This window comes from Paenibacillus radicis (ex Xue et al. 2023) (assembly GCF_024722015.1).
GTDB lineage: Bacteria > Bacillota > Bacilli > Paenibacillales > NBRC-103111 > Paenibacillus_S.
In genome coordinates this window covers 589,406-612,523 of the sequence record NZ_JANQBD010000001.1, presented here as the reverse complement: position 1 = coordinate 612,523, position 23,118 = coordinate 589,406, and the positions used below count along the sequence as shown (strand labels likewise).

Annotated in this window: 17 protein-coding genes and 2 pseudogenes; 14 read left to right on the top strand and 5 right to left on the bottom strand. The window is 47.0% G+C overall.

The genetic code is table 11. From position 1 onward, the window contains the following. Nucleotides 1-351: 351 nt before the first annotated feature. The 4 genes and pseudogenes from NV381_RS02560 to NV381_RS02550 form a co-directional block, all read left to right on the top strand. A pseudogene (locus NV381_RS02560) lies at nucleotides 352-1,876 on the top strand (endonuclease MutS2); the annotation flags it as partial. A gap of 167 nt (nucleotides 1,877-2,043) precedes the next feature. Beyond that, nucleotides 2,044-2,322: pseudogene (locus NV381_RS38340) on the top strand (DNA mismatch repair protein MutS); the annotation flags it as partial. Nucleotides 2,323-2,535: 213 nt separating this feature from the next. Further along, nucleotides 2,536-3,123: a TetR/AcrR family transcriptional regulator gene (locus tag NV381_RS02555; RefSeq protein ID WP_258211676.1), complete on the top strand. Its 588-nt coding sequence runs from the start codon at nucleotides 2,536-2,538 to the stop codon at nucleotides 3,121-3,123. A 66-nt stretch (nucleotides 3,124-3,189) separates the two neighbouring features. Continuing rightward, nucleotides 3,190-4,566 carry an MFS transporter gene (locus NV381_RS02550; protein WP_258211675.1) on the top strand — a complete coding sequence of 459 codons (1,377 nt, stop codon included), beginning with the start codon at nucleotides 3,190-3,192 and terminating at the stop codon, nucleotides 4,564-4,566. 100 nt (nucleotides 4,567-4,666) lie between these two features. Here the strand turns inward: NV381_RS02550 and NV381_RS02545 are convergent, their stop codons facing one another. The 3 genes from NV381_RS02545 to NV381_RS02535 all read right to left on the bottom strand — a co-directional run bounded on the left by NV381_RS02545 (nucleotide 4,667) and on the right by NV381_RS02535 (nucleotide 7,519). Continuing rightward, a complete protein-coding gene (locus tag NV381_RS02545) occupies nucleotides 4,667-5,947 on the bottom strand; it encodes a hypothetical protein (protein ID WP_258211674.1) in 1,281 nt (426 codons plus the stop codon). Continuing rightward, nucleotides 5,934-6,530, bottom strand: coding sequence for an RNA polymerase sigma factor (locus NV381_RS02540; protein WP_419182237.1), 597 nt, complete (start codon nucleotides 6,528-6,530; stop codon nucleotides 5,934-5,936). The genes NV381_RS02545 and NV381_RS02540 overlap by 14 nt, the downstream gene beginning before the upstream one ends. A gap of 119 nt (nucleotides 6,531-6,649) precedes the next feature. Beyond that, on the bottom strand, nucleotides 6,650-7,519 hold the full coding sequence (locus tag NV381_RS02535; RefSeq protein WP_258211673.1) for a polysaccharide deacetylase family protein: 870 nt from the start codon (nucleotides 7,517-7,519) through the stop codon (nucleotides 6,650-6,652). 422 nt (nucleotides 7,520-7,941) lie between these two features. Between NV381_RS02535 and NV381_RS02530 the strand changes: the two genes are divergently transcribed. From NV381_RS02530 to NV381_RS02505, 6 genes are all read left to right on the top strand, one after another. After that, complete coding sequence (locus NV381_RS02530; protein WP_258211672.1) at nucleotides 7,942-8,964, top strand: LacI family DNA-binding transcriptional regulator; 1,023 nt, start codon at nucleotides 7,942-7,944, stop codon at nucleotides 8,962-8,964. Between the two features lie 64 nt (nucleotides 8,965-9,028). Beyond that, nucleotides 9,029-10,147 (top strand): ABC transporter substrate-binding protein, encoded by a 1,119-nt coding sequence (locus tag NV381_RS02525; protein ID WP_258211671.1) that lies wholly within the window; start codon nucleotides 9,029-9,031, stop codon nucleotides 10,145-10,147. 103 nt (nucleotides 10,148-10,250) lie between these two features. Continuing rightward, nucleotides 10,251-11,897, top strand: coding sequence for an ABC transporter permease (locus tag NV381_RS02520; protein WP_258211670.1), 1,647 nt, complete (start codon nucleotides 10,251-10,253; stop codon nucleotides 11,895-11,897). 12 nt (nucleotides 11,898-11,909) lie between these two features. Beyond that, on the top strand, nucleotides 11,910-13,004 hold the full coding sequence (locus NV381_RS02515) for an ABC transporter ATP-binding protein (RefSeq protein ID WP_258211669.1): 1,095 nt from the start codon (nucleotides 11,910-11,912) through the stop codon (nucleotides 13,002-13,004). Further along, nucleotides 13,001-13,924 (top strand): ComEC/Rec2 family competence protein, encoded by a 924-nt coding sequence (locus tag NV381_RS02510; protein ID WP_258211668.1) that lies wholly within the window; start codon nucleotides 13,001-13,003, stop codon nucleotides 13,922-13,924. Before NV381_RS02515 ends, NV381_RS02510 begins: the two co-directional genes overlap by 4 nt. Beyond that, nucleotides 13,924-14,745 (top strand): Cof-type HAD-IIB family hydrolase, encoded by an 822-nt coding sequence (locus NV381_RS02505; protein WP_258211667.1) that lies wholly within the window; start codon nucleotides 13,924-13,926, stop codon nucleotides 14,743-14,745. The genes NV381_RS02510 and NV381_RS02505 overlap by 1 nt, the downstream gene beginning before the upstream one ends. 940 nt (nucleotides 14,746-15,685) lie before the next feature. Here NV381_RS02505 and NV381_RS02500 read toward each other — a convergent pair. Both NV381_RS02500 and NV381_RS02495 read right to left on the bottom strand, forming a co-directional pair. After that, nucleotides 15,686-16,888, bottom strand: a complete 1,203-nt coding sequence (locus tag NV381_RS02500) for a serine hydrolase domain-containing protein (protein WP_258211666.1) — start codon at nucleotides 16,886-16,888, stop codon at nucleotides 15,686-15,688. 230 nt (nucleotides 16,889-17,118) lie between these two features. Then, nucleotides 17,119-17,913: a helix-turn-helix transcriptional regulator gene (locus tag NV381_RS02495; RefSeq protein WP_258211665.1), complete on the bottom strand. Its 795-nt coding sequence runs from the start codon at nucleotides 17,911-17,913 to the stop codon at nucleotides 17,119-17,121. A gap of 864 nt (nucleotides 17,914-18,777) precedes the next feature. Here NV381_RS02495 and NV381_RS02490 point away from each other — a divergent pair. Genes NV381_RS02490 through NV381_RS02475 form a run of 4 tightly spaced genes read left to right on the top strand, consistent with a single transcriptional unit; the run spans nucleotide 18,778 to nucleotide 23,104 of the window. Continuing rightward, on the top strand, nucleotides 18,778-19,857 hold the full coding sequence (locus NV381_RS02490) for a carbohydrate ABC transporter permease (protein WP_258211664.1): 1,080 nt from the start codon (nucleotides 18,778-18,780) through the stop codon (nucleotides 19,855-19,857). Nucleotides 19,858-19,890: 33 nt separating this feature from the next. Then, entirely contained in the window at nucleotides 19,891-20,784 is an 894-nt protein-coding gene (locus tag NV381_RS02485) for a carbohydrate ABC transporter permease (RefSeq protein WP_258211663.1), read from the top strand. A gap of 41 nt (nucleotides 20,785-20,825) precedes the next feature. Beyond that, a complete protein-coding gene (locus NV381_RS02480) occupies nucleotides 20,826-21,671 on the top strand; it encodes an HAD family hydrolase (RefSeq protein WP_258211662.1) in 846 nt (281 codons plus the stop codon). 20 nt (nucleotides 21,672-21,691) lie between these two features. Then, complete coding sequence (locus NV381_RS02475) at nucleotides 21,692-23,104, top strand: MBL fold metallo-hydrolase (RefSeq protein ID WP_258211661.1); 1,413 nt, start codon at nucleotides 21,692-21,694, stop codon at nucleotides 23,102-23,104. Nucleotides 23,105-23,118: the final 14 nt, after the last annotated feature.

Below are 23,118 nucleotides of genomic sequence, written 5' to 3'. Positions count from 1 at the left end.
TATTCAGAAATAAGCTATAGTAGGATTATCTTTTACTAAGGGAGAGATTTTGATGTCGGTGGCCGTTCTTAACTAAAAAATTCCATAAAGAGGTTTCGCTAATCCATGGACAAATTGCTGATTTAGCATTGTTTATTTGTTATGGCCTAATGGTAGCCTCGGAATTAGTTAAGAACAACGGATATCATACAATGCCTTAGGTGTATTCCTATCATTGCACCCGGATCCGTGCTGAGTTCAGCGCGGTTTTTTTGTTTTCCGGGGCTTTATTTAGGTGTCGATAAAAGGGCGGAGAATGGACGTAAGTTCATTCTTCGCCCTTTTTTTATTTTTTAAAAAGGAGAGATAAAAATGAACGAGAAAGCATTACAGCGGCTAGAGTACAACAAGGTCAAAGAAATTTTGATGGGGTACGCGATTTCATACTTGGGGAAACGGCATATTGATCAGATGCTGCCGATGACTTCGGGTAAACTAGTAAGAAAAAAACTGGATGAGACGGCGGAAGCCAAGTCTTTAATTCGGCATGGAGCAAGCGTTCCGGTTCCTTCGCTGGAAGGGATTGAAACTATACTAACGCTTCTCGGCACGGGTTATGTATTCAGTGAAAAAGACTTCATGCATATCCAGCAATTCCTAACCAGCTGCGCGCAGTTAATGAAATACATGGCGGCCAAATTGGAGGTTGCCCCTCATGTTAGCAGCTATGCGGCTTCCATGTATGAGATGGCTAAGCTGAAGTCGGAAATCAACCGGTGCATTCGAAACGGGCAGGTGACCGACATAGCAAGTAAGGAGCTGCTAAAAGCTCGTAAGCGAATATCCGTGTTTGAAGAACGGCTCAAAAGTAAGCTGGATTCCCTCATGAGCAAACATCGTTCCATCCTGCAGGAGAATATAATCAGTACACGAAGCGGAAGGTATGTGCTCCCAATCAAGAAAGAGCATCGAAGACTAGTGAAGGGTACGGTGCTGGATGAGTCGGCAAGCGGTCAAACAGTATTTATTGAGCCGGATGAAATTATGAGCTTTCAGTTTGAGCTTTCAAGTCTCAGAGCCGAGGAAGCACGGGAAGAAGTAAAGGTGCTGAGCGATTTGACAGCTCTTGCAGAGGAATCCGCACAACAATTCCAAGTTAACGTGGAAACCGTTGGCACCTACGATTTTCTGTTTGCCAAAGCTAAATATGCTTTAGCTATCGGAGGTTCCAATGTTGAATTAAACGAGGAAGGAATGATTGAGCTTCGGGAAGCGAAACATCCTTTGCTGGGCAATCAGATGGTTCCCCTTCAATTTGCAATCGGCAATAACTACAAATCGCTTATTATTACAGGGCCGAATACAGGGGGAAAAACACTGGCGTTAAAAACGGTCGGTTTGCTAACCGTCATGGTACAGTCGGGTTTACTTGTCCCTGTGCAGGAAGGAAGCTTGTTTTCGGTATACACAAACGTTGCTGTGGATATAGGCGATGGGCAGAGCATTGAGCATGCGCTCAGTACGTTTTCCGCACATATTCGAAATGTTATCGACATTTTGCAAATAGCCGACAGCTCCACACTTGTGCTTATCGATGAAATGGCTTCCGGGACGGACCCTGGAGAGGGTATCGGCTTGTCTGTTGCCATTCTGGAAGAGCTGCATAGAAGGGAAGCGACTGTTGTGGCGACAACCCATTTTACGGAGATCAAAAATTTTGCCGCGGCAGCACCGGGCTTTGAAAATGCGCGAATGGAATTCGATGCGCAAACGCTCCAGCCCCTCTACCGCCTGCGGATAGGGGAAGCGGGTCAAAGCTACGCCTTCCAGATTGCCTTGAAGCTGGGAATACCAGCCGAAATTATTCACAGGTCCCGTGAAATTACAGCAAGCGGTATCTCAGTTAAAGTGGCACAGGAAATTACGATGGCTGAGCCGGAGCCGCCTGTGAACGCAGGGAGCAGCAGAGTTCGGCAACCGGAAACCCGTACATGGCCCATCCAGCCTATTCATAAGGAGGAAGCTGAAGCAGGTACCATGAAACATGAGACAGTTGCTGCAAGCTTTCAGCTCGGTGACCGCGTGTTCGCAGCTTATTTAGGCCGCAGCGGCATTGTTTGTGAAACCGAGGATTCCATGGGCCAAATAGGTGTGATGATCCAAAAGCAGAAATTGAAAATAAATAAAAAGCGCCTTGTGCTTCAGATCGAAAGCAAGGACTTGTATCCTGAAAATTACGATCTGGATATTGTATTTGAAACCAAACAAAACCGCAAAATGCGGAAATTGATGAATCGCAAGCATGTGAAAGGATTAACCATTGAAAAGAGACCGGAGGAGTAATAGTTGCTGAGATGAAAAAGGGTTAGCTGTTCCCCAATCAGAGTATGGGTCAATGAAATATGGGTCCGAATGAATGAAGTCCGCGTAAACACGCGGGCTTTTATAATTTCAAAAAATATTTTCGAAATTTAGGTTTCCTGTTCTTTACATTTTAATCATACTCGATTAATATATGAATGTAAGTAAGTACTTGCATTGAAGAAGGGTAGATAAATGAACAGCAATCAAAGTACTAGTGATAAGCTTTTGTTGGCAGCAATCGATCTTATGGCGGATAAGGGGTATGATGGCACAACCACTAAGGAAATTGCCCTTGCTGCCGGAGTGAACGAAGTCACGTTATTTCGCCATTTCGGAACGAAAGAGAAGCTGCTTCAGGCCGCATTTAATCGTTATCATTATGGTCAAGAGATGGGAAAGCTTTTTAATGAAGCCCTGCAAGGAGAGCTGCATTCGGATCTTCTTATGCTTAGCCGAACGTATCATAAGATTATGAGCCGGAACAAGAAGTTAATATCAATCGCTCTCAAGGGGAGCAGCAATCTCCCTGATGAGGTTCTTCAGGAGGCCTCGCGCAATCCGAAATATTTGAAAAGCCTTTTAACGAAATATTTGACGACCATGTCTGAACAAGGTAAGGTTGTGACTTCGAATCCTGAGCTGAATGCACTGTCTTTCATGTGGATGAATTATGGCGCGTTCATTAGTAACCTGAATGCAAAAGAGGCTGTCTCAGATGACTCGCTGGACGAATTTATCGAGGAAAGCGTGCGGCTATTCGCTAGGGCTTTAACCCCCTAGCTTTTTTATAAAACAGTATGCAAGCATGTGCTTGCATACAAATCCATCAAAAAGGAGTTATTAGTTATGAAATCTGATTCAAAACAGCACAAAGGTCCGATTCTAATGCGCTTAATGATGTTTACCGTTATGATGTCATCCATGAGCTCCCTTATGTTTAACATTGTGCTTCCGCAAATCGGTGAGGAGTTTCATCTGACCCTTGCTCAGGTGAGCTGGCTGTCATCCGCCTATACGCTTATCTATGCGTTTGGCACTGTGACTTACGGGAAGCTTGCGGACAGATTTCAGCTTAAGAGCCTATTGACCTTCGGTCTTACGTTGTTCGCGGCTGGTTCTCTAATAGGGCTTGTTTCCCAAACCTTCTGGTTAGCGCTTCTCGGAAGATGCCTGCAATCTGCGGGGGCCGCAGCTATACCGGCGATTGCACTAATAATCCCTGTGCAGTATTTTTCGCCTGAGAAGAGAGGCTCCGCATTAAGCATGTCTGCCGTTGGGATTGCGCTCGGAAGCGCTCTCGCACCTGTCATTTCAGCGATCGTAGTGAGCTTTGCGAACTGGCGTTGGCTATTTTTACCCTCTTTGTTAATATTGCTGTTGCTGCCACTTTTTCGTAAATATTTGGAGCATGAACCGAAAGAAGCCCCTCGGACCTTCGATTGGCTCGGAGGAAGCTTACTCGCTGCATCCATTACGCTGCTTCTGCTTGGGGTCACGAATCTAACCTGGTCGTATTTGGTTTTCGGATTAGTCTCTTTAATCCTCTTCATTGTACGAATTTGTACCACTAAAGATGCTTTTATCGAGCCCCAATTGTTTCGAAATAAAAAGTATGCCAGCGGGCTGGCGCTTGCATTTCTAATAGCGGGCATAGGTATTTCCTTATATTTGTTAACTCCGATCCTGTTCTCGGAAGTGTACCGATTAGGCTCCAATTGGATCGGCTTCGCCATGGTTCCTGCAGCGATAGCCTCTGCCATTCTGGGACGCAAAGGCGGCAAATTGGCGGATTTGAAAGGAAACTCCTATCTGATCTCTGTTGCTTCCGGTTCTTTAATTAGTTGCTTTGCCTTGTTGTCCATCTTCACAGGAATTTCTCCGCTTTGGATTTCATTCTTTTTAATATTCGGTAATGTAGGCCAATCTTTCCTGCAGATTGCGATGTCCAATTTTATTTCAAAATCATTGCCCAAAGATCAAGTTGGAGTAGGCATGGGGCTGTTTTCGATGATCAGTTTTATATCCCAAGGAATAGCTGCCGGTGTTTACGGGATTGTAGCGGCGCATGGTTCATCCGTTAGTTGGAATCCGTTAAATGTCGATCCGGGGGGTTACGTGTTCAGCAATATTTATCTTGTTCTTGCCGCTATGCATGTGGGGATTCTGTTGTTCTACCGCGTGCAGTTCCGAACAAAAAATCCAAGTGTTTCAATAGAGCGCTAAAGCAGCAGGAAGGAGCAGGCATGTAACGTTAAAAAAACCTTCAATCCGGCTATCGAAGCGGGATTGAAGGTTTTTTCAATAAATACTTGATCCGTTACTTTTACTTACCAAGCAGCATTCTGCTTTTTTTCTTCCACGTCTCTATAAACGGCTCGTCAACAGCCCATTGGACCATAACAACGGACTCGTCAGGGGTTAAGCCTACAGACAATAGCGGCATGGGAATCAACTGGCCTTCCATTGGATAGACAACGATATCCCGATCTGTCACGACACCTACCATTTCATCATTAGGCGAAGTAAAGGCGTCTCTGGCGTCCGGGCGCACTTGCAGAATATCCTTCCAGCCTACAGTTAGCCGGTCATAAGAAACTACCGAGGTGGGCAGTTTTAGCCGCACTTCCCGAAGCTCATATTGGTTCACGTCCTGTTCAGCAGGACTGCTGTAAGCCGCTATCTTGGGTACCCATTCCCCCTGATTCCGAACAATTGCCCAGCTTTCTCCATCTGGAAACAGTTGGCGTGATTTGGAGGCATTGGAGCCGGATAATTGTGCATCTAGGCTATTATCTGCCTTCCAGGCTGGTTGTGCGGTGTCAGCGTACAGCTTGCTCAAGGAAACATGCGGGTCTCGTACAGGAGCCAGCGCATTTTGAGGTTTAGCCTGGGCTAAATCCGGCAGTTCCTTAACCCATACGTATTCAGACTGTACCTCTTTGCCTTGCTCCTTTTGGTTAACGGTTTGTGAAATGGACAAGTACCGGTTGCCTGCAAAGAGCAGCTTTTCCGAAACTTTCAAGGGCTTGGATGGTTTCAATGCCAACGCAGGAGAGCCGCTTCCATCTGCTGACAAGGAAGCCTTGAGCATTCGATACTCCTCATTAGAGCTTACCTGGCTCTGAGTGGTGATCTTCGTAAAGTCTGTTTTATAGGGCATCAATATTCCTTCGCCCTCGGCGACTTTGCTCAGCTTCCCTTGCTCCTCGGCTAGCAGCAAAGTCCGGTAAGTGCTGTATTCAGGGCTGTCGCCTGCCGGAGGATGATCCTTGCGCAAGCCTATCAGCATCGCGGAATGAACCCGGAATGCATTAATATCCGTTGAACGCAATGTTGATGCCGGCGTTTCGCGTAAAGTGATTTTATCGCCTGGTATTCCGGCTGAATCTTGGTTGAATGGTTCATGCCAATCGACTGTGAAGAACAAGGCTGCCAACGCAAGAGAGGTACAAATGCCACTGATCCAAGGCATCCATTTCTTTTGTTTATCGACTTGTTTTTCCACATTGGCTCCAATACGTTTCTTCAATTTATCGGAGAACCCATGTTGGCTAAGCGGTCCATCGGCCAAGCCTTTTAGCAACTCGTCGTTAGTCGGATCCATTGCTTTGATTCTCCTTTAATTTCGAAATTTTTTTGCGGGCATGGAATAATCTCGATTTTACGGTTCCCTCAGTGACGCCTAATATTTGTGCGATCTCTTTCATTGAAAGCTGGTAATGCGCGTACAGCAGCAGGATCTCCCGGTATTTGACAGGCAGCTGCAGCACCAGCTTCCATAGGTCGTTTACCGCCAGTTTTTCAATAACGGCTTGTTCGGTCGAGGGTTGCACACCTGAAGGCGCTATAAAGCTCATCAAGCTTACCTTACGGTAGAAGGCGGAGCGGCGATAGTCCAAAGTCATATTGCGAGTAATGGTCAAAATCCATGTTTTCACAGACGATTCATTACGAAATGTATATAAATTGCGGTACACCTTAATAAAAACTTCCTGTGTTATATCGTCCGCCTGATCCCATTTGCGGGTAATACTGAAGGCGTAATTCCACACATCCTTACCATAAGCTGTCATTAGCTCTTCCAAGATAGCTTTCTTGTCGGAGCTTTTTGACAAATATTTCAAGTAATCAAAATTCACCTTGGATTCCAACACTGCCACCTCAATTATTTGACGATCGGCTCTCATTAAAAGTTCAATTTCCATAATGAGGCGTCTCGACCTGCACTCTTCTATACCTAGCTTACCTTTTTGTGCGTTACTTGAAAAGGAATAAGGTGAATTTTATGGGAATATATAACAAATTTTCAGCGTGGGCCTTTTAGCTCCGGTACAGTGACCAACTGATAGCCTTCAGCCTTTAAAAAGGCAATGATGTTGGGAAGAGCTTCAACTGTGTTGTCCAGGTTTCCATTCTTGCCGCCAAAGCTATGCAGCAGAATAATATGGCCAGGCTTTGTATGCAGTTTAATATTATCTAGAATGCCGGATGAAGAAGTACCCGCCCAATCGCGCGGATCGATGTTCCAATCGATTAGAGGGCGTCCGGATTGCTCGAGCTCCTTCTTCAACGTGACGGTGGCAGCGCCATAAGGGGCACGAATTAAGGTCGGCATTACACCAATCGTTTTTTCAATAATATCGTCCGTATCTTTAATTTCCTGATTAATCTTTTTGGCTGAGAGCTTGGTTAAATTCGCATGATCCCATGTATGATTACCGATGGTATGTCCTTCTTCGTTGATTCTTTTAAGAACATCCGGGTGCAGACTGACTTGATTTCCCACTACAAAGAAGGTGGCTTTAATATCATTTTTCTTAAGAATATCCAAAATCTTGGGGGTATAAATGTTATCCGGTCCATCATCAAAAGTAAGCGCCACCCGTTTGGCGGCTGAGGCCGGCGTATTTGTCCGAGCTGGCTTGACTTCCGAGACAGGCTTCGGCTGAGCCGAAAGAGGAGATGAATGAATTTCTGGCGAAGCAGTTTGTTCGGGTGCTGGTGAAGACTTGAGCTCTGCTTGTACTTCCGGTGGGCTATTCAAGGGTTGATTGCCAGGCAGTGGCAGGACGCTTCCTGTAACTATAAGATTGGTAATTGCCATACTAACCATGCCGCAAAAAGTAACACCGATGATCCACTGTTGTTTTTTTTCTGTCAATATTCGCGTTGCCATCCTAAGGAACCTTCTTTCAAACATTCATCTGTAGTATTTATTATACCAAATTTGACGAATAGACTCGATAAAAGGTTTATAGTTTCGACATTTTTTTTAAGAGAAAAAAGATTGAAAAATAGTTGGAGGTAGGGTCCTTAATGAGGACTTAAAAATCCGCAAATGACTTTCGAGCAAGCCCTTTTGTAAATAATTGGATTTTACATATGAGATGAATATCAAACGTTTCCGGTAACGTTTGATATTTGAAATGCGTTTTTGAGTCAAATAAGGGGTAAATTTTAAAGTTATTATTAAGATTTTAGCGATAAAACGGCTGATTTCTTGAGATTATGTAAATATGGGCAAAACCAATTGAAACTTGAAACATCGTATTGTAACATAGGGAACGTTTCCGGAAACGTTTGTGAAGAGGTGTGCATGTGGCAAATATTAAAGACGTGGCTAAGCATTTAGGAGTATCCGTATCTACAGTTTCAAGGGCGATGAATAATCATCCCGATGTTCGCGAAGAAACAAAACTGCAGGTGATGGAGGCGATCCGAGCTTTAAATTATCGGCCTAATGCGATTGCGAGAGGTTTGATCAACAAAAAGACGTATACGATCGGTTTAATGATACCGGAAATATCGGATCCGTTTTTTGCCGGCCTGGCCAATGCTGTGGAGGAGACCTTTTCCAAGCAGGGGTATCAAGTTGTTTACGGGAATACGAACCGCGACCCTGTAAAGGAGAAGCAGTTTCTTTCCAACGCTATTGAACGACAGTTTGATGGGCTTATCATTACTCCCGATTTTCTGGACGACACATTCAAGGAGCTGATTTCAGGTCTGGATATGCCGGTCGTATTTTTACGGAGAAGAACGCCCCCGGGAATATCGGCTCCCTATGTTGATGTTGATCATTATGAGGCGGCAACTGAGGCGGTCAAATATTTAATCGAGCTGGGTCACAGGCAAATTGGTTTTATCGGGATGCCGGAGAGCTCTTTTACCGGGATTCAAAGATTGCTTGGCTACAGGGATACCATGTGGAAGCACGGCCTTCTTTCTGATGACAGCAACATCGTTATGAGCGGAGGAAGAAATATAGACTGCGGCCGGAGGGCCATGAGCAAGTTGTATGAGAGAAATCCGAACGTAACCGCTGTATTCGCAGGGAATGACTTGCTTGGCATCGGGGCTCTCGAATGGCTGGCTCAGCAGAAGATTGTGGTTCCGGATCAGATATCTGTTATCGGCTTCGATAACTTGGAATACGCGGAGCTGCACTGGATCCAATTAACGACAATGGAGCAGCCTCGTGCGGAGATGGGGACCAAAGCGGCCGATCTGCTGCTGCAAATGATCTCTGATAAAGAAATGACGCCGGAGTCCGAATTGATCAAAGCCAGACTGATCGTAAGGCAATCCTGCAAGGCGCTGCAGACAACATTATCCATATGAATTAAGCTATGCGGCATCTTTCAACTAAAAGGCCCTTTGGGCAAAAAAACAAGGAGGAACGAACGTGTTTAAAAAATGGATGGGGTCATTAACTGCCTTTACGCTTCTCACTACTGTAATGCTGACCGGATGTGGAACGAATGGAACAAATGGTGCAAGTCAGACACCAGCTTCTGCGCCGAAAGCAGCGGATACTAAGGAAGCTCCTAAAGAAACCCCAAAGGATACTCCCGCAGCATCCAAAAAGCTGACCGTGTACGCAGCCCTGAATGAAGATGATATTGTGCAAATTCAAAAAAAGTTTAAAGAAGACACCGGAATTGAAATCGAATATTTGCGTTTGAGCGGAGCCGGAGAGGCAAGCACACGAATTCAGGCTGAGAAAGCTTCTCCCAAAGCAGATGTATTTGTTGGCGGTTCTGTTGAATTTTATGAACCCCTCGCATCCCAAGGCTTACTTGAGAAATATTCTTCACCGAACGCCAAAGAGCTGGATGCCCAGTTTAATGATCCTAAAGGCTTCTGGCAAGGCTGGTACATGGGTGTGCTTGGCATCGTGCTGAATAAGGACAGATTCAAAAAAGAGCTTGAACCGAAAGGCATCAAAGAGCCAAAAACATGGGATGATCTGCTAGATCCGGCTTATAAGGGCTTGTTCATAACATCCAATCCGGCAACGGCTGGCGGTGGATACATATTTGTAGCGGATCAGTTGTTCAGATTGGGCGAGGAAAAAGGCTGGGATTACTTGAAAAAGCTCAATGACAACGTTCATCATTACACCCCTGCTGCTGGAGACGGCATTAACCTTACGGCTACAGGAGAGTTTGTGGCTGGAATGTCTTGGGCACATGATATCGTTAAATCCGCTAAACAGGGCTATCCGATCCAAGTTATCGTTCCAGACCAAACCGCCTTTGAAATTGGTGGAGCAGGTATTGTCAAAGGTGGAGCTAACACTGAAAATGCCAAGAAGTTCATTGACTGGCTGTTAACCAAACCGGTTGGAGAGATGAATACGAAATTATCAAACCGCTATTCCGTTAGAAAAGATGTTGCTCCTCCAGAAGGTATGATCAAAATCGAGGATGTTAAGCTTGTGAAATATGATCGGGATAAGGCTTCCCAAATGAAGGCTGACGTTGTGAAGAAGTTTACTGAAATGACAGGCAAAAAACAATAGCAAGACCTACAGCCAAAGAAAGCTAATTGCTGACTTGTCTGTGCGGGGGCGGCATCTCTCTTGCCGCACAGGCAAATTTAGCAATGGAAAGGTGTGACCTGCCTTGACCTCACGTGCTGTTAAAGAAGCATGGGCCGATATGAAGCGATTAAAGCACGAGCCGCTTCTGGCTATCCTTATAGTAGCGATTATTATCATCACCGTTTATTTTGTATGCTGGCCGATCATCAAAGTGATAAGCTTCCCGCAATGGAACGATTACTTAAACCTGTTTACCAATTCACGTTGGTATCATGCAGCGTTAAACAGCTTATTCATGACGCTGATTTCTACCATTTCCTGCACCGTAGTCGCTTTTCTGTTCGCCTACGCCATTACAAGGCTGAATATTCCGCTCAAAGGGCTGTTCCGCTTTATTACCCTTTTGCCGGTTGTCTCACCTCCTTTTATCGTAGCACTGTCTTACATTCTGCTATTCGGCAGGCAGGGGATCATTTCCAAGCATGTGCTGCACATTAATATCGATATTTATGGCTGGCACGGGTTATGGCTTGTTCAGACCATTACATTTTTCCCCTATGCGTATGCTGTCATTAACGGGGTTCTCAAAGCAGGTCCAACGAACCTGGAGTATGCGGCCTATAACTTGGGAGCAACGCGCTGGCAAGTATTTAAGGATGTATTTTTTCCGCTATGCAGACCGGGAATTGCAGGAGGGGCGCTGATTGCCGCCATGAATGTGCTGGCTGATTTCGGCAACCCGATGATTATCGGAGGAAACTACACTCTTCTTCCGACAGAGGCTTATATGCAGATGGCTGGATTGTTCGACCTGCCTTCGGCGGCGATGTTGTCGACCGCTCTACTCGTTCCAGCGCTTGGGTTGTTTATACTGAACAGAAATTGGGTAGGACAACGCTCCTATGTAACCGTCACCGGTAAAGAAACATCCTTAGAGCCGTATCCTGTCCCTTTTTATATAAAATGGGGTTTGTTCTCCTTCTGTTTGTTCGTTACGATTGTTATTTTAGCCGTCTATGGGGTGCTGTTTTACGGTGCTTTTACGAAGACATGGGGATATGACTGGTCGTTCACTCTGAACAATATGAACTATGTGCTCGCTAAAGGAAAGGAAATGTTCAACAGCATCAAGTTCGCGCTTATTTCCTCGGTTGCAGCAGCATTGTTTTCGCTACCGCTTGCGTATATCGTGCAAAGAAGGCAGATCGGGATCAACCGTCTACTGGATTTTCTGGCTATTTTGCCTGGAGCTGTTCCCGGCGTATTTCTGGGACTCGGTTTTGCGATTGCTTTTAACGAAGGGCCGCTTGTGCTCACGGGAACTTCCACCATTATGATACTTGCATTAATGTTCTGGAATTTACCGACCTGCTATAGCGCGAGTCTTGCGGGTCTGCAGCAGATTGGAAGCTCTCTGGAGGAGGCGTCGCTTAATATGGGGGCCGGCAATTTTAGAACCTTCAAGAACATCCTGCTTCCCCTGCTCAGAGGACCTTTTCTTTCGGGACTTGTCCTTTCCTTTTTACGATCAGTGACTTGCTTAAGCGTTATTATATTTATTTATTCGGCGGGAACTTCGGTCGGGACTGTATCGATTCTAGGCCTTGTGCAAAATGGCGCTTGGGGCAGCGCATCGGCGTTTACGGTTGTGCTTATTTCCATCGCATTCGCTGTACTGGCCATAGCCCGGCTTTTTATGAAAGAACAGGGTAAATCCATTGGGTTATAACGGAGGCAGATGATGAGCGCACAGAATTCGATTATCAAAATTGAAAGCGTGACGAAGCAGTTCGGAGCTTTCAAAGCTATCAATAATGTATCGCTGGATATAGAGAGAGGCAGCTTTACCACGCTGCTTGGGCCAAGCGGCTGCGGTAAAACGACGCTGATGAGGCTGATCGCCGGTTTTCACGAACCCGATTCGGGAAGCATTTACATTGAAGGGAATAAAGTGAACGGCACGCCGGTGTACAAAAGAAACACCCCGCTCGTTTTTCAAGAATATGCGCTTTTTCCCCATATGACTGTTTTTGAGAATATTGCCTATGGCTTGAAGCTGAAACGGATACCCTCAAATGAGATCAAGGAAAAAGTCGGAACGATGCTCGATATGTTCGGATTGCAGGGAATGGAGCACAGGTATCCGAAGCAGATGAGCGGTGGACAACAGCAGCGGGTTGCGTTCGCAAGGGCGTTGATCATTGGACAAAACATTTTGCTGATGGATGAGCCTTTAAGTAATCTGGATGCCAAAATGCGCGTCGAAGTGAGGAACGATATCAGGGAAATGCAGCAGCGTGCCGGTATAACCGCTATTTTCGTAACCCATGACCAGGATGAGGCTCTGTCATTATCTGACCGGATCGCTGTGTTTAACAAAGGAACCATCTATCAAGTCGGTACTCCATGGGAAGTTTATTTCAAGCCTAACAACAAGTTTGTAGCCGATTTCGTAGGGGTAGCCAACTTTGTGGACGGCGAAGTAGTTGGAGTTGAGTCGCAGGACTATATGGTCAAATGTGCCGATATAGCGATCAAAGTGGATAAAACCGGGTATTCTGCAAAACTGGGCGATAAGGTGACACTGGTTATAAGACCGGAATGCATCTCTGTCTTACCAAGGGAAGGCAGCTATGGAAGCAGTGATAATGTATGGAGCGGGTACATAACAAGAAGCAGCTTTCTTGGACGAATGATCAGATATTGGGCGGAGGCTGGATCTATGCAGTGGATTATAGATGATTCCAGTCCTAGCGTTCGCGGATATCTGGAAGGCCAAATCGATCTTGTTGTGGACAAAAAGAAAATACATATGTTAATTGGAGAGCAATCATGAAACCTGTATTATATGCGCTGAATGTTGGGCGGGGTGACGCCTTTTTTCTCGAAATCCCGACGGATAACGGAGTCGCTGTCATCCTAATGGACGGAGGGGATCATTTCTTTCATGACTCCGTCAGGCCATATCGTTTCGTGCAGGAAAGAGGCTGGAAGCAGATCGACTTGATGATTCTAACTCATCTTCATCCCGATCATCTGACTGGCTTGCTTGAGGTGGCGGAGCACATTCCGATAGTGGAGGCGGTTCTGCCTTATCCGGAGCTGACGCTTGGTTTGGGTGAAATGCGGCATCCAAAAGCCGTTCAAACCGCTCGAATGTTAAATGATTACAATCAATTATGGGAGCTGCTTCGCCGGCAAAAAACAGCCGTTACTTTACGTCAGCCTTTTGGTGAGACGGCTTCATGGACGTTCGGGCCATTTATGCTGCGGCATCTTGATCCTCTGCATATAAGTGATCTACCAGCCTACAGCAATCTTCAACAGCTATGTTCTTCTCATCTGGAGACGGAAATACAAGAGAAGCTGCTGGTCGCCTTCGATTCATCATCGAATCGGGACAGCAGCGTCTGGCTTCTTGAACAGACAGATGGCCAGCAGCTGTTTTTATTCAGCGGCGATGCGCTGCTGTCGAACTGGGAACGGATTATGGAAAACGAGCAACTGCGGCCAAGCGGGTTCAAGGTTGGCCATCATGGTATGGCAGATGGATGGAACGAAGATCTGCTCAGGCTGCTATCGCCAGATTGGGTATTAATAACAAATAATAACACGGAATACGAACGGTTTCGGGATGATTGGAACCGGATTGCGCAAGCCTCGGAAAGCATGTTATATGTTACAGGCTCACAGCCGGACACGCTTTATCTTGCATCCAGCTTACCGCTCGCTCCGGAAAGGATTGAATTGAAATAATGCCATCCCAACAACGCTACCGCATGGTCGTCACTGATATTGACGGGACGCTGGTGGATTTGCAGCAAAAGATCAGTGAGCGGAACAAGGAAATGATCAACGCTTTTCAACAGCAGGGCGGGATCGTTACGCTTGCAACCGGCCGGGTAGAAGAGGCTGCGTACCCCTATGCGATGGAGTTGGATATTCGTCATCCGGTCATCTTATACAACGGCGGTAAAATCGTCGATTTCGATACGGAGCAATGTCATTTTGAAGCCATTCTTAGGCAGGATGTAATTGACAGATGTCTTCGATTGATAGAGAATTACCCACATGATATGATTTTTTACGCCGACAGGAAAATATGGGTGAAAGAAATCACGGAGCCTATCGAGGAATATATGAAGAAGGATAGGGTGCAATGTCATAGCTGGGAGTCTCCTGAATTTTTGAAGCAAAGTGAAGTCAATAAAATATTGGTAATAAAAGAAGATGGTGACTTTTGCCAATTAATGGAAATACTGGAGCCAGTGGTAGGAGTGCTCTGTGAATTGGTACGCTCGGAGCCGACGTATTTGGAGGTGCTGCCCCGGTCGGTGTCCAAAGGACAGGCTCTAGAAATGCTGGTAAACCGGCTCGGAATCGATATGCAGGAAGTGATAGCTATCGGTGATAATTTAAACGATCTAGAAATGATTCGCACGGCCGGCTTGGGAGTAGCTGTCGGGAATGCCCATCCTGAGCTCAAAGCCCATGCACAATATGTTGCCAAATCACATCTTGAGGATGCTGTGGCCGAAGTGATACAGAAATATTGCTTGCCTGCAGTAACGCTGTAGCCTTACGAGTAGAGGATGTGCTGAAGGAAGCGGCAGCTGATGTAAAGAGTAAGATAGCAGTTGTGAGGAAGTAGCAACTGAAATGAAACTAATGCATAAGCTGTGAGGAAACTAAAGTAGTAACTATAAGGAAAGTAAAGGGGCTGTCCCAAAAGACATTTTGAGACAACCCCTCCACCATTTTATCCTGAATAGATGGTTGCAAAAGAGCCCTCAATTCCACTTTAATAGTTGAAGGCTCTTTTACACATTCTTGTGTATTCAGTGACGCATAAGATGAGGTAGCTTTCCAACGCGTGCTAATCGCGGGTATCGGGTTCGTGGTTCGGTTACGGCATTGCATGGCAGTCTGGCGCACTCTGTGCAATTATCAGGAAAATGTCAAGTTAGTTACTCCGAAAATAGCGTTCCAAGTCTTATAGCTGGAATTTCTCATGCTAATTCTACGTATTTTGGCTAATATCCACCATATCCCCTCTATTAGAGTTAGTTTTTCCAGTTAGATTGATTTCAGGCGATATCCACGCTGGATTAGCGTGAGGATTTCCATTTATTTCTTTTCTTATCGCAGCCTCCCGACAAATCATGGTCTCCTCTAGATTGAAAGCAGCCTTTGAACATCGCTTCTCGCCCCATCACTTAAGCGACATCCAAAAAGCGGCCGAACTCATTTTTGGATTTTCGAACCCCCCACTCTGATGGGAACTTCCCTAAAAAAGACGCTTCCATTTCCGCTTACATAGTGGTTTTGGAGGCGTATTTGTTCATAATCTGGGACTGATTCATTCACTGATACCCTTTTGGGACAGCCTCTTGTGCTGCAAGCGTAGTGCTTCGAGTCGCAGTTCTGGCGCATGAGGAAGTACTCGAAATCCGAGAGCGTGGTGATCGAGCGCAGCCCCCCGCACACGGTGTGGCGTTGTATGTTAGGTGTGCGGCCTCAATCATCGATGGATTGGTAAGCAGAAGTCCAGAAATCGACGAAGACATTGGGAGGAACAGGTGAATCCATAAGGCGCTGGGTCATCAGGATCCCGACCATGTCTTCTTTGGGATCGGAATACCCGGACGTGCCCACAGCACCGTCCCAGCCGAATCGTCCGGGAACCGTGGCCAGACTGTCGCGCCGAGTAGTGATGCCAACGCCGAACCCCCAGCTGCTTTTGTCATCGAAGAATATACTTGCCTCCGCTTTCTGCTCCGGCGTAAGTTGGTCGGAGGTCATGAGCTCGACCGACGGCCTGGACAAGATGCGTTCGCGACCGTACCGGCCTTTGTTCAGCATCATCTGACAAAACGCCAGATAGTCATCTATAGTCGAGACGAGCCCGCCTCCGCCGGATTGAAACGCGGGCGGCTGACCCCATCGACTGCAGCTGGGATCGTCATGAACCGTGAGTGTTCCGGTTTCGCGGTGGGTCATGTAGCTTGGCGGAAGTCTTTTCAGCTTGGCAGCCGGTACGTGAAAACCGGTGTCCTTCATTCCGAGTGGCTGGAAGATTCGTTCGCTGAGGAACTCCTCCAGCTGCTGATCGGCGGCGCGTGCGATCAGTACGCCGAGAATGTCAGAACCCGTATGGTACATCCACCTCTCGCCCGGCTGATGAATCAGCGGCAGACTGCCGAGGCGCTTCATCCATTCATCGGGCGGATGTGCTGGAGGGTTCGGCCCAGGGGCTAGCCCTGCTTCAGCTATCGCTTTCTGAATCGGGTACTGGTTGGGGGGAGCCATTACAGCTCCGATTCCCAACCTTAAAGTCAACAGATCCCGCAAGGTGATCTGCCGATTCGCGGGCACGATGTCGTCGAGTGGCCCATCGAGCCGTCTTAGAACTCTGCGGTTAGACAATTCGGGCAGCAGCCGATCGACCGGCTCATCCAGCCGCAGCTTGCATTCTTCCACTAGAATCATCGCCGCCGCGGCGGTGATCGGCTTGGTCATCGAAGTGATACGGAAGATGGTGTCTCGCTCCATCGGGTCGCTGCCCCCCATCGCTTTCATTCCGATTGCATCGACATGAACCTCGCCACGTCGGCTGACTAGCGTAACAAGGCCGGGAACTTCGCCGCGCTCGACATAGCCGGCCATGACATTGTGCATGCGACCGAGCCGCTCCTTGGACAATCCTCCCGTGCTCATCATCTGATCCCTCCGTTCTTTCTAATGGATAACATTACTAGATCTAACAGAACGTTTCCCATAGAGGTGACTCCTTTATTAATAAATTGCTGATCGAGCAATAGGCCCTGCTTGTGGTTGGGTATCATAGGTCTATGTTCTTAATGAATTCTCCTTTCTTTGTCAGCTTGGTTTCCACTTTAATGAATGTTCAGATCCCTCCTATTTTAGCATGCAGCATTGGCTATGGTTTCTTATCGATTGCTAGTTAAGGCAATCTCACTCAGAAACTTCTTCATAAGTACGGGCAGGGAAATCAGGATTGGAGGGTCGTCCAAGCGAGGGACGTGGAGCATAACTTGCCGATGCAGGACAGAGGGATAGGGTTCGACTATGATAGGCTCCTTCCATCGGGTGCGCAGGGTTGTGTGCGGAAGCAGAAAATCTACAGCCTGCATTCCCCACGAGACTGATGTGCCCATCAAATAATAGGTACCCGGCTTAACTCCCGTAAAGCAAAAATCCCCTAATGAAGAAAGCAGCGTTCCATATAGGGGCAGTCCTTCAGGAATAGGCTTGGCAAACAACCCGATCAGAATGACACCCTCAAAAGGAATTTCCGCCTCGATAGTCCCCTCTACTCTTGAATAGTGATGTGAAGCAGGATGCGAATTGCGCCAATCGTTAAGCTTCTGTAACGTACGCAAGTGGTCGCCGGCTTGCAGCGCAGAGTTCCGAAAGTCGGACGGCGTCACGCCTACCCGTTCGGTAAACCGGGTGGTGAAGGTTCCGAGACTTTGTTGTCCGATCTCTAGCCCGATATCGCGAACAGTAAGATTTGTGCGCAGCAACAAGTCTTTTGCCTTCTGTAATCGGAGGGAAGAGACATAGTAGAGTGGCGAGAGGCCGATTCTTTCCTTAAAAATGCGTGTGAAATGGTACGGACTATAGCCTGCATATTTGGCCAATCGGGCAAGCAAAAGCGGTTCATAGATACGTTGGTGAATATATTCGATCACCCCGTCTATTTCTGAATACCGGTCGGTCACCGTTCCTACACCATCCTTTCATCGTTATGATTTCACCTTTCACACAATCGACAGAACAACCGTTCGTATTAATATTACCATATATTTCATATGGATGGAACCGCCTAATAGAACTATTCTTCCCGGGAACTTCCGGAAACCAGATGGCTAATAAGCCTGGGTGCGGCATTTTGAGATTATGTGTGCAGGGGTGCTGAAAAGTAAATGAAGGGCTCACGCGCTCCATGTGTTCTACGATTGTAGAAAAGTATGGTCTTTTTCTGGCTCAACCTCAAAATCAGTACTTGACTCTCCACGACCACTAGTCCTCGCAAAATCCTGCAAACATGCAGTTATATTCCTACCGGAATTGCTGTAGTGAGAACAAACCTGCAAAAGTACATCCATTTTCATGGAAAACGCACCGCTTCAGCTAAGAATGAAAAAATAAATGCACATTTGCATGAATTCTATGAGACTTCGGAAATACCGGCTAAAGGATGTATAAATGCAGTTTTTTGGGAGCAGAGCGAGCAGGCAGTGGCTTCAAGTCGAATAAATTTGTGCGCTGTCATTACCGTTCTTAAGTTTTTGTCCAGGGCTAGGCTGGATAAGGAGACGAAATCGAATGACTTCGTCAAGCGCTGATTTCGGTTTTGAGCCCTTATTCCTCGCTTATCTTACCGGTTTTGTAGCGATATGACCGTTTAGACACATTTTCGTGCTGAAAAGTGTAAAGAACGGTAAGGTTTAAACATTATCTTAAAATCTCGTTAATTTTCTACTGACATTAGGTTTATACAATTAGAAATATAAGAACGGAGTTGGAAAAGGAGTTTAGAGTTCAGGTCTCAGAGTTGATAGAGTGAGAGGGGGTACAAAGGAATGTCTACAGAAACGGCTCTGATGGGGAAGAAGTCGGAGAAAGCGTTGATAGCCCGGGAGAAAACAGCCATGAAGTCGTTAAGCCGTCGAAAGCGAAGGGAGGGGTGGATTGGGTTAGCCTATGCACTACCGGCGTTGGCGCTATTGATTTTGTTTCGGTATTGGCCGCTCTTGTTCGGGTTTTGGATGAGCTTTTGGAAATGGGGATATGTACCCGAGCGGTTTGTCGGGCTGGACAACTATACGCGTATCTTTACCGAGGAGCTATGGGTGAACGTTCCCGGAACAGGGTGGCAGCCCGGGGATATCGGACAAAGCCTGCTGATCACGATCTATTACGCTATAGGTACAATTCCGGCAACACTGTTCATTTCATTCAGTATAGCTTATGTGCTTTTCTATTTGAGCAAAGGGAAAACCGTGTTAAGGATTATTTTCTTTCTTCCGTACATCACCTCTCATGTGGCCGCAGCCATTGTATTTAAATGGATTTTTCATCCAAACGTTGGATTGGCCAATGGGATACTGGAGGGGATCGGGCTCACCCGTCAGCAGTGGCTGACGGATCCAGATCCGATACTCGTAAAAATCATGACCGCTTTAGGCGGAAGTTGGCCTGGCTGGGTGCCGACGGTATTCGGTGGTCCGACACTGGCGCTATGTGTCATCATTATCTTCTCGATCTGGAACAGTCTAGGTTTTCAGATTGTGGTTTTTCTAGTGGGTCTCTCACAGATTCCCAATGATTTGAACGAGGCAGCGCGGATGGATGGAGCAGGGACGTGGACGATTATCCGCCGAATTACATTACCGCTGCTGTCTCCGACTTGGTTTATGCTGCTCATTATATCGGTAATCGGAGCGTTTGAATCATTTAACGCGTTCTATGTGTTCTCAGGCGGTGAAGGCGGGCCGCTCGGATCAACGATGTCTCTGCCCTTATACATTTTCCGCAGCTTCTATGTATTCGGTCAAGTAGGCTATGCTTCAGCGGTATCGATGCTGCTTTTTGTTATTCTGCTGGCACTTACATGGCTGCAGATACGCTTCGGTGAAAAGAAGGTTCATTACTTGCATTAGGAATAAGCTGATCGATAAGGAGGCTTGAATTACATGCAGGGTTGGATTGGGGCGCATTGGTCCTCCAAAGCGGTGTGGGCGCTGATCACAGGGGTTATTGCTATCTTAGCCATTGCGGCGATGTTTCCCTTCGTCTGGATGCTGCTGACTTCGTTGAAGACCGCGGAGGAAATCAATCGAATGCCCCCTACGCTAATACCGGAACTGTGGAACTTTCGGAATTATACGGACGCTTGGAATAAGCCGGAGTCCACATTCGGCCAATATTTCGTAAATACAATAATCGTTGCGGGCTTGGGTACCGCTCTTCAACTGCTGATTTGCGTACCTATTGCTTACTCAGTCACTCACTTTTACTATCGCAGTAAATCATTTATTTTCCTGCTTGTCGTCACTACCATGATGATTCCGTATGACGTGACGATCGTCCCGAATTTCGTGACACTGCGGCATATTCCATGGGCGGGCGGGAACGATTGGTTAGGCACGGGGGGACAGGGCTTTTATGATAGCTATATGGGGATGATATTGCCCTTTTTAGCGGATGCATTCTCCATTTTTCTGCTGAGGCAAGCGTTCCTTTCGATCCCGAGAGAATATTGGGAAGCTGCACAGACCGACGGAATGTCACATTGGCGTTATTTATGGACCGTGCTGCTCCCTTTGGCGTTGCCTGCTATTGTAACTACTGCTTTGTTGGCTTTCATCGGCAAGTGGAACGGAGTTATGTGGCCGCTTCTGATCACTTCAAGCGAATCACTTCGCCCTATCCAGGTTGGTTTGCTCTATTTCGTCAGTGAAGAAGGGCCTAACTATCACCATTTGATGGCAGCTGCAACATTTACAATAGCTCCTATTTTGCTCCTGTATGTCTTTGCACAAAGATGGTTCCATCAAGGCATAGCGTCAACTGGATTAAAGGGATAGAACAATGCTTTGCATGAATCGAAAAAAAGGGAGGGACCCAAATGGATTGGCTTGGTCAGATTGAAGTGGTTTTGTTTGATTTGGACGGTACGCTGTATCGGGATGACATGTTTTATAAACGATATTTGGAAATTCTGCTGATGGAAACCGAGCATGAGGCCGCTTTGCAGGATGTAACGGAAGAGTTGACCCGAATGCTGGAAGGGCAGCATCTTTGCCGAATTGGGGATTGGTATCACCCGGGCCGGGACATATGGATGAGGCTGTTTAATGACCGGGTTATGGCGTTCGATTGGAAAGGTGAGCCGGTGGAGTCCGACGATGATGCGTTGGAAGGATCCAGAAGCGGACTGATCTATGCAGGAGATGCGTGGAGTCTTGTTAGTGTAACAGCTCATCGGTACGGGATTTCGGAAGAAAAGCGTCGTGCAGCCTTTTTCCAGGTTAGAAAAGAAATGCTCGCTGGAGCAAGCGGTTTTACGAAGCATAACGAGCTGCTCGAGACCATTGACAGCTTAACTGGCTTACAGGCGAAAATACTGCTGACCAATTCACCGTCAGAAACCGCTCAGGAGTTTATTCATGCTCTAGGCTGCATAAATTCGTTTGACGAAATTCATTACTCAACGGGAAAACCTGCCGGTTTGGAAAGCTTCTCCCGGGAGCTCATGCAGAAAATGAATGTACAGCCCCATCAACTATTATCCATAGGAGATCATGCATGGAACGACCTATACCCTATTCGTAGCCTTGGGGGCCGCACGGTATGGATCTCTCCTGTCGCATCCTCCGAAACAGAGAAGTGGGATGTGAACGTACCAGGTCTTGATGAGTTAACAGAGTTCTTAAAGCAACTGCAGCAGGCTAAAGCAGTAGCTGCTTCTTAAATAGAAGGAGGATGAAGCGTATGACGGAAAGCTTAACATTTTATGGCGGTTTGACAACAATCGGAGGCGTGCATATTGTCTACGGCTGTGGAGACACAGGGCTGGTGTTTGATCTGGGGATGACATGGGGGCTGTATGCAGGAGAAACCCGCATCCAGCCTGAGCATGGAATTCGCAACTACCTGCTGACGAGGATGGCCCCTCCGGTAACGGGACTCTACCATCCGGATTACCTAGGGGATGTTGGAGAGGCTGAGCTTAGAGGTGTATGGGGGAAAGAAAGTCTGCCTTCCTTCGATAAACTGCATGGCTTTGTAAGCCATATCCATCAAGATCATATGGCGCTTCTGCCCGCACTTCGTCCCGGTATTCCTGTATGGATGCATCGGGATGCACAAGCCGTGTATCGCGCAGTCATTGCCGCAGGAGAATATGGCGATACGCAGGCTGACATCCATACGGTACAAGACCGGGAGATCGTGAATTTCGGTGCATTTTCGGTCGAGTTTATAGAAGTAGACCATGATACACCGGGTGTGACCGGATTCATTATTCATGGCCCCAAGTACAAAATTGCTTTTACGGCCGATTGGAGACGTCATGGTCGCCATCCGTACCGAATCGATGGCTTTATAGAGCGCTGTCGTTCGGCAAGGGTAGATGTGCTTATCACAGAGGGAACCAGACTTCGCCCGGATACGCTGTTCAGGAAACCAAAGGACCGATTTGAGCAAAATGTAGCTGTGGAGTGCAGGCGTGCAATGGAAGATACCAACGGTCTTGTATATGTGAACATCCTTGCCAGAAATGTGGAACGAGTGGCGGATTTGATTGTTCGGACCCGGGAAGCGGGCCGGACGCTTGTAATGGATGAGAGCACTGCGGTTCTATGGCATGAGGCGGGACCGAATGTGGAGGTACTGCGGAATCACCCTGCCCTTGAGATTGACCGTGATATCATCCGAGTGCTGAAAAATCCTGAATGGTCAAAAGGGCCGCAGTCTAAGGAGTCCGTAGAGCTGCCTTATAAGACAATTACTATTTCAGAAATCACGACAAACCGCCGTCAATATGCCGTTTACTTGATCTATCCGCATACTCCTCTGCTAGCGGAGCTTGAATCTATGGGCGAGCAGGGCTGCACAGCACCGATTTACGTACATGCAGACGGCAATCCGCTAACACCGACAGACGAAACACTGCACCGCTGGCTTAAGGAATTTGGTGTAGATTACCGTTACTGCGCGACAGGCGGCCACGCGGCTCCTCAGGAAATCGCTGATATGGCCGAAGCGATTGATCCCCGCATCTTGATTCCGCTGCACAGCGTACATCCGACATTGTTGGATAGCCGGGGCGTGAAACGCTATTATCCAACCCCAGGTGAGAGCATCACGTTGGATCAGCTTGTCGGACAGATCACATCTGTTTGAAGCAAACATTATAA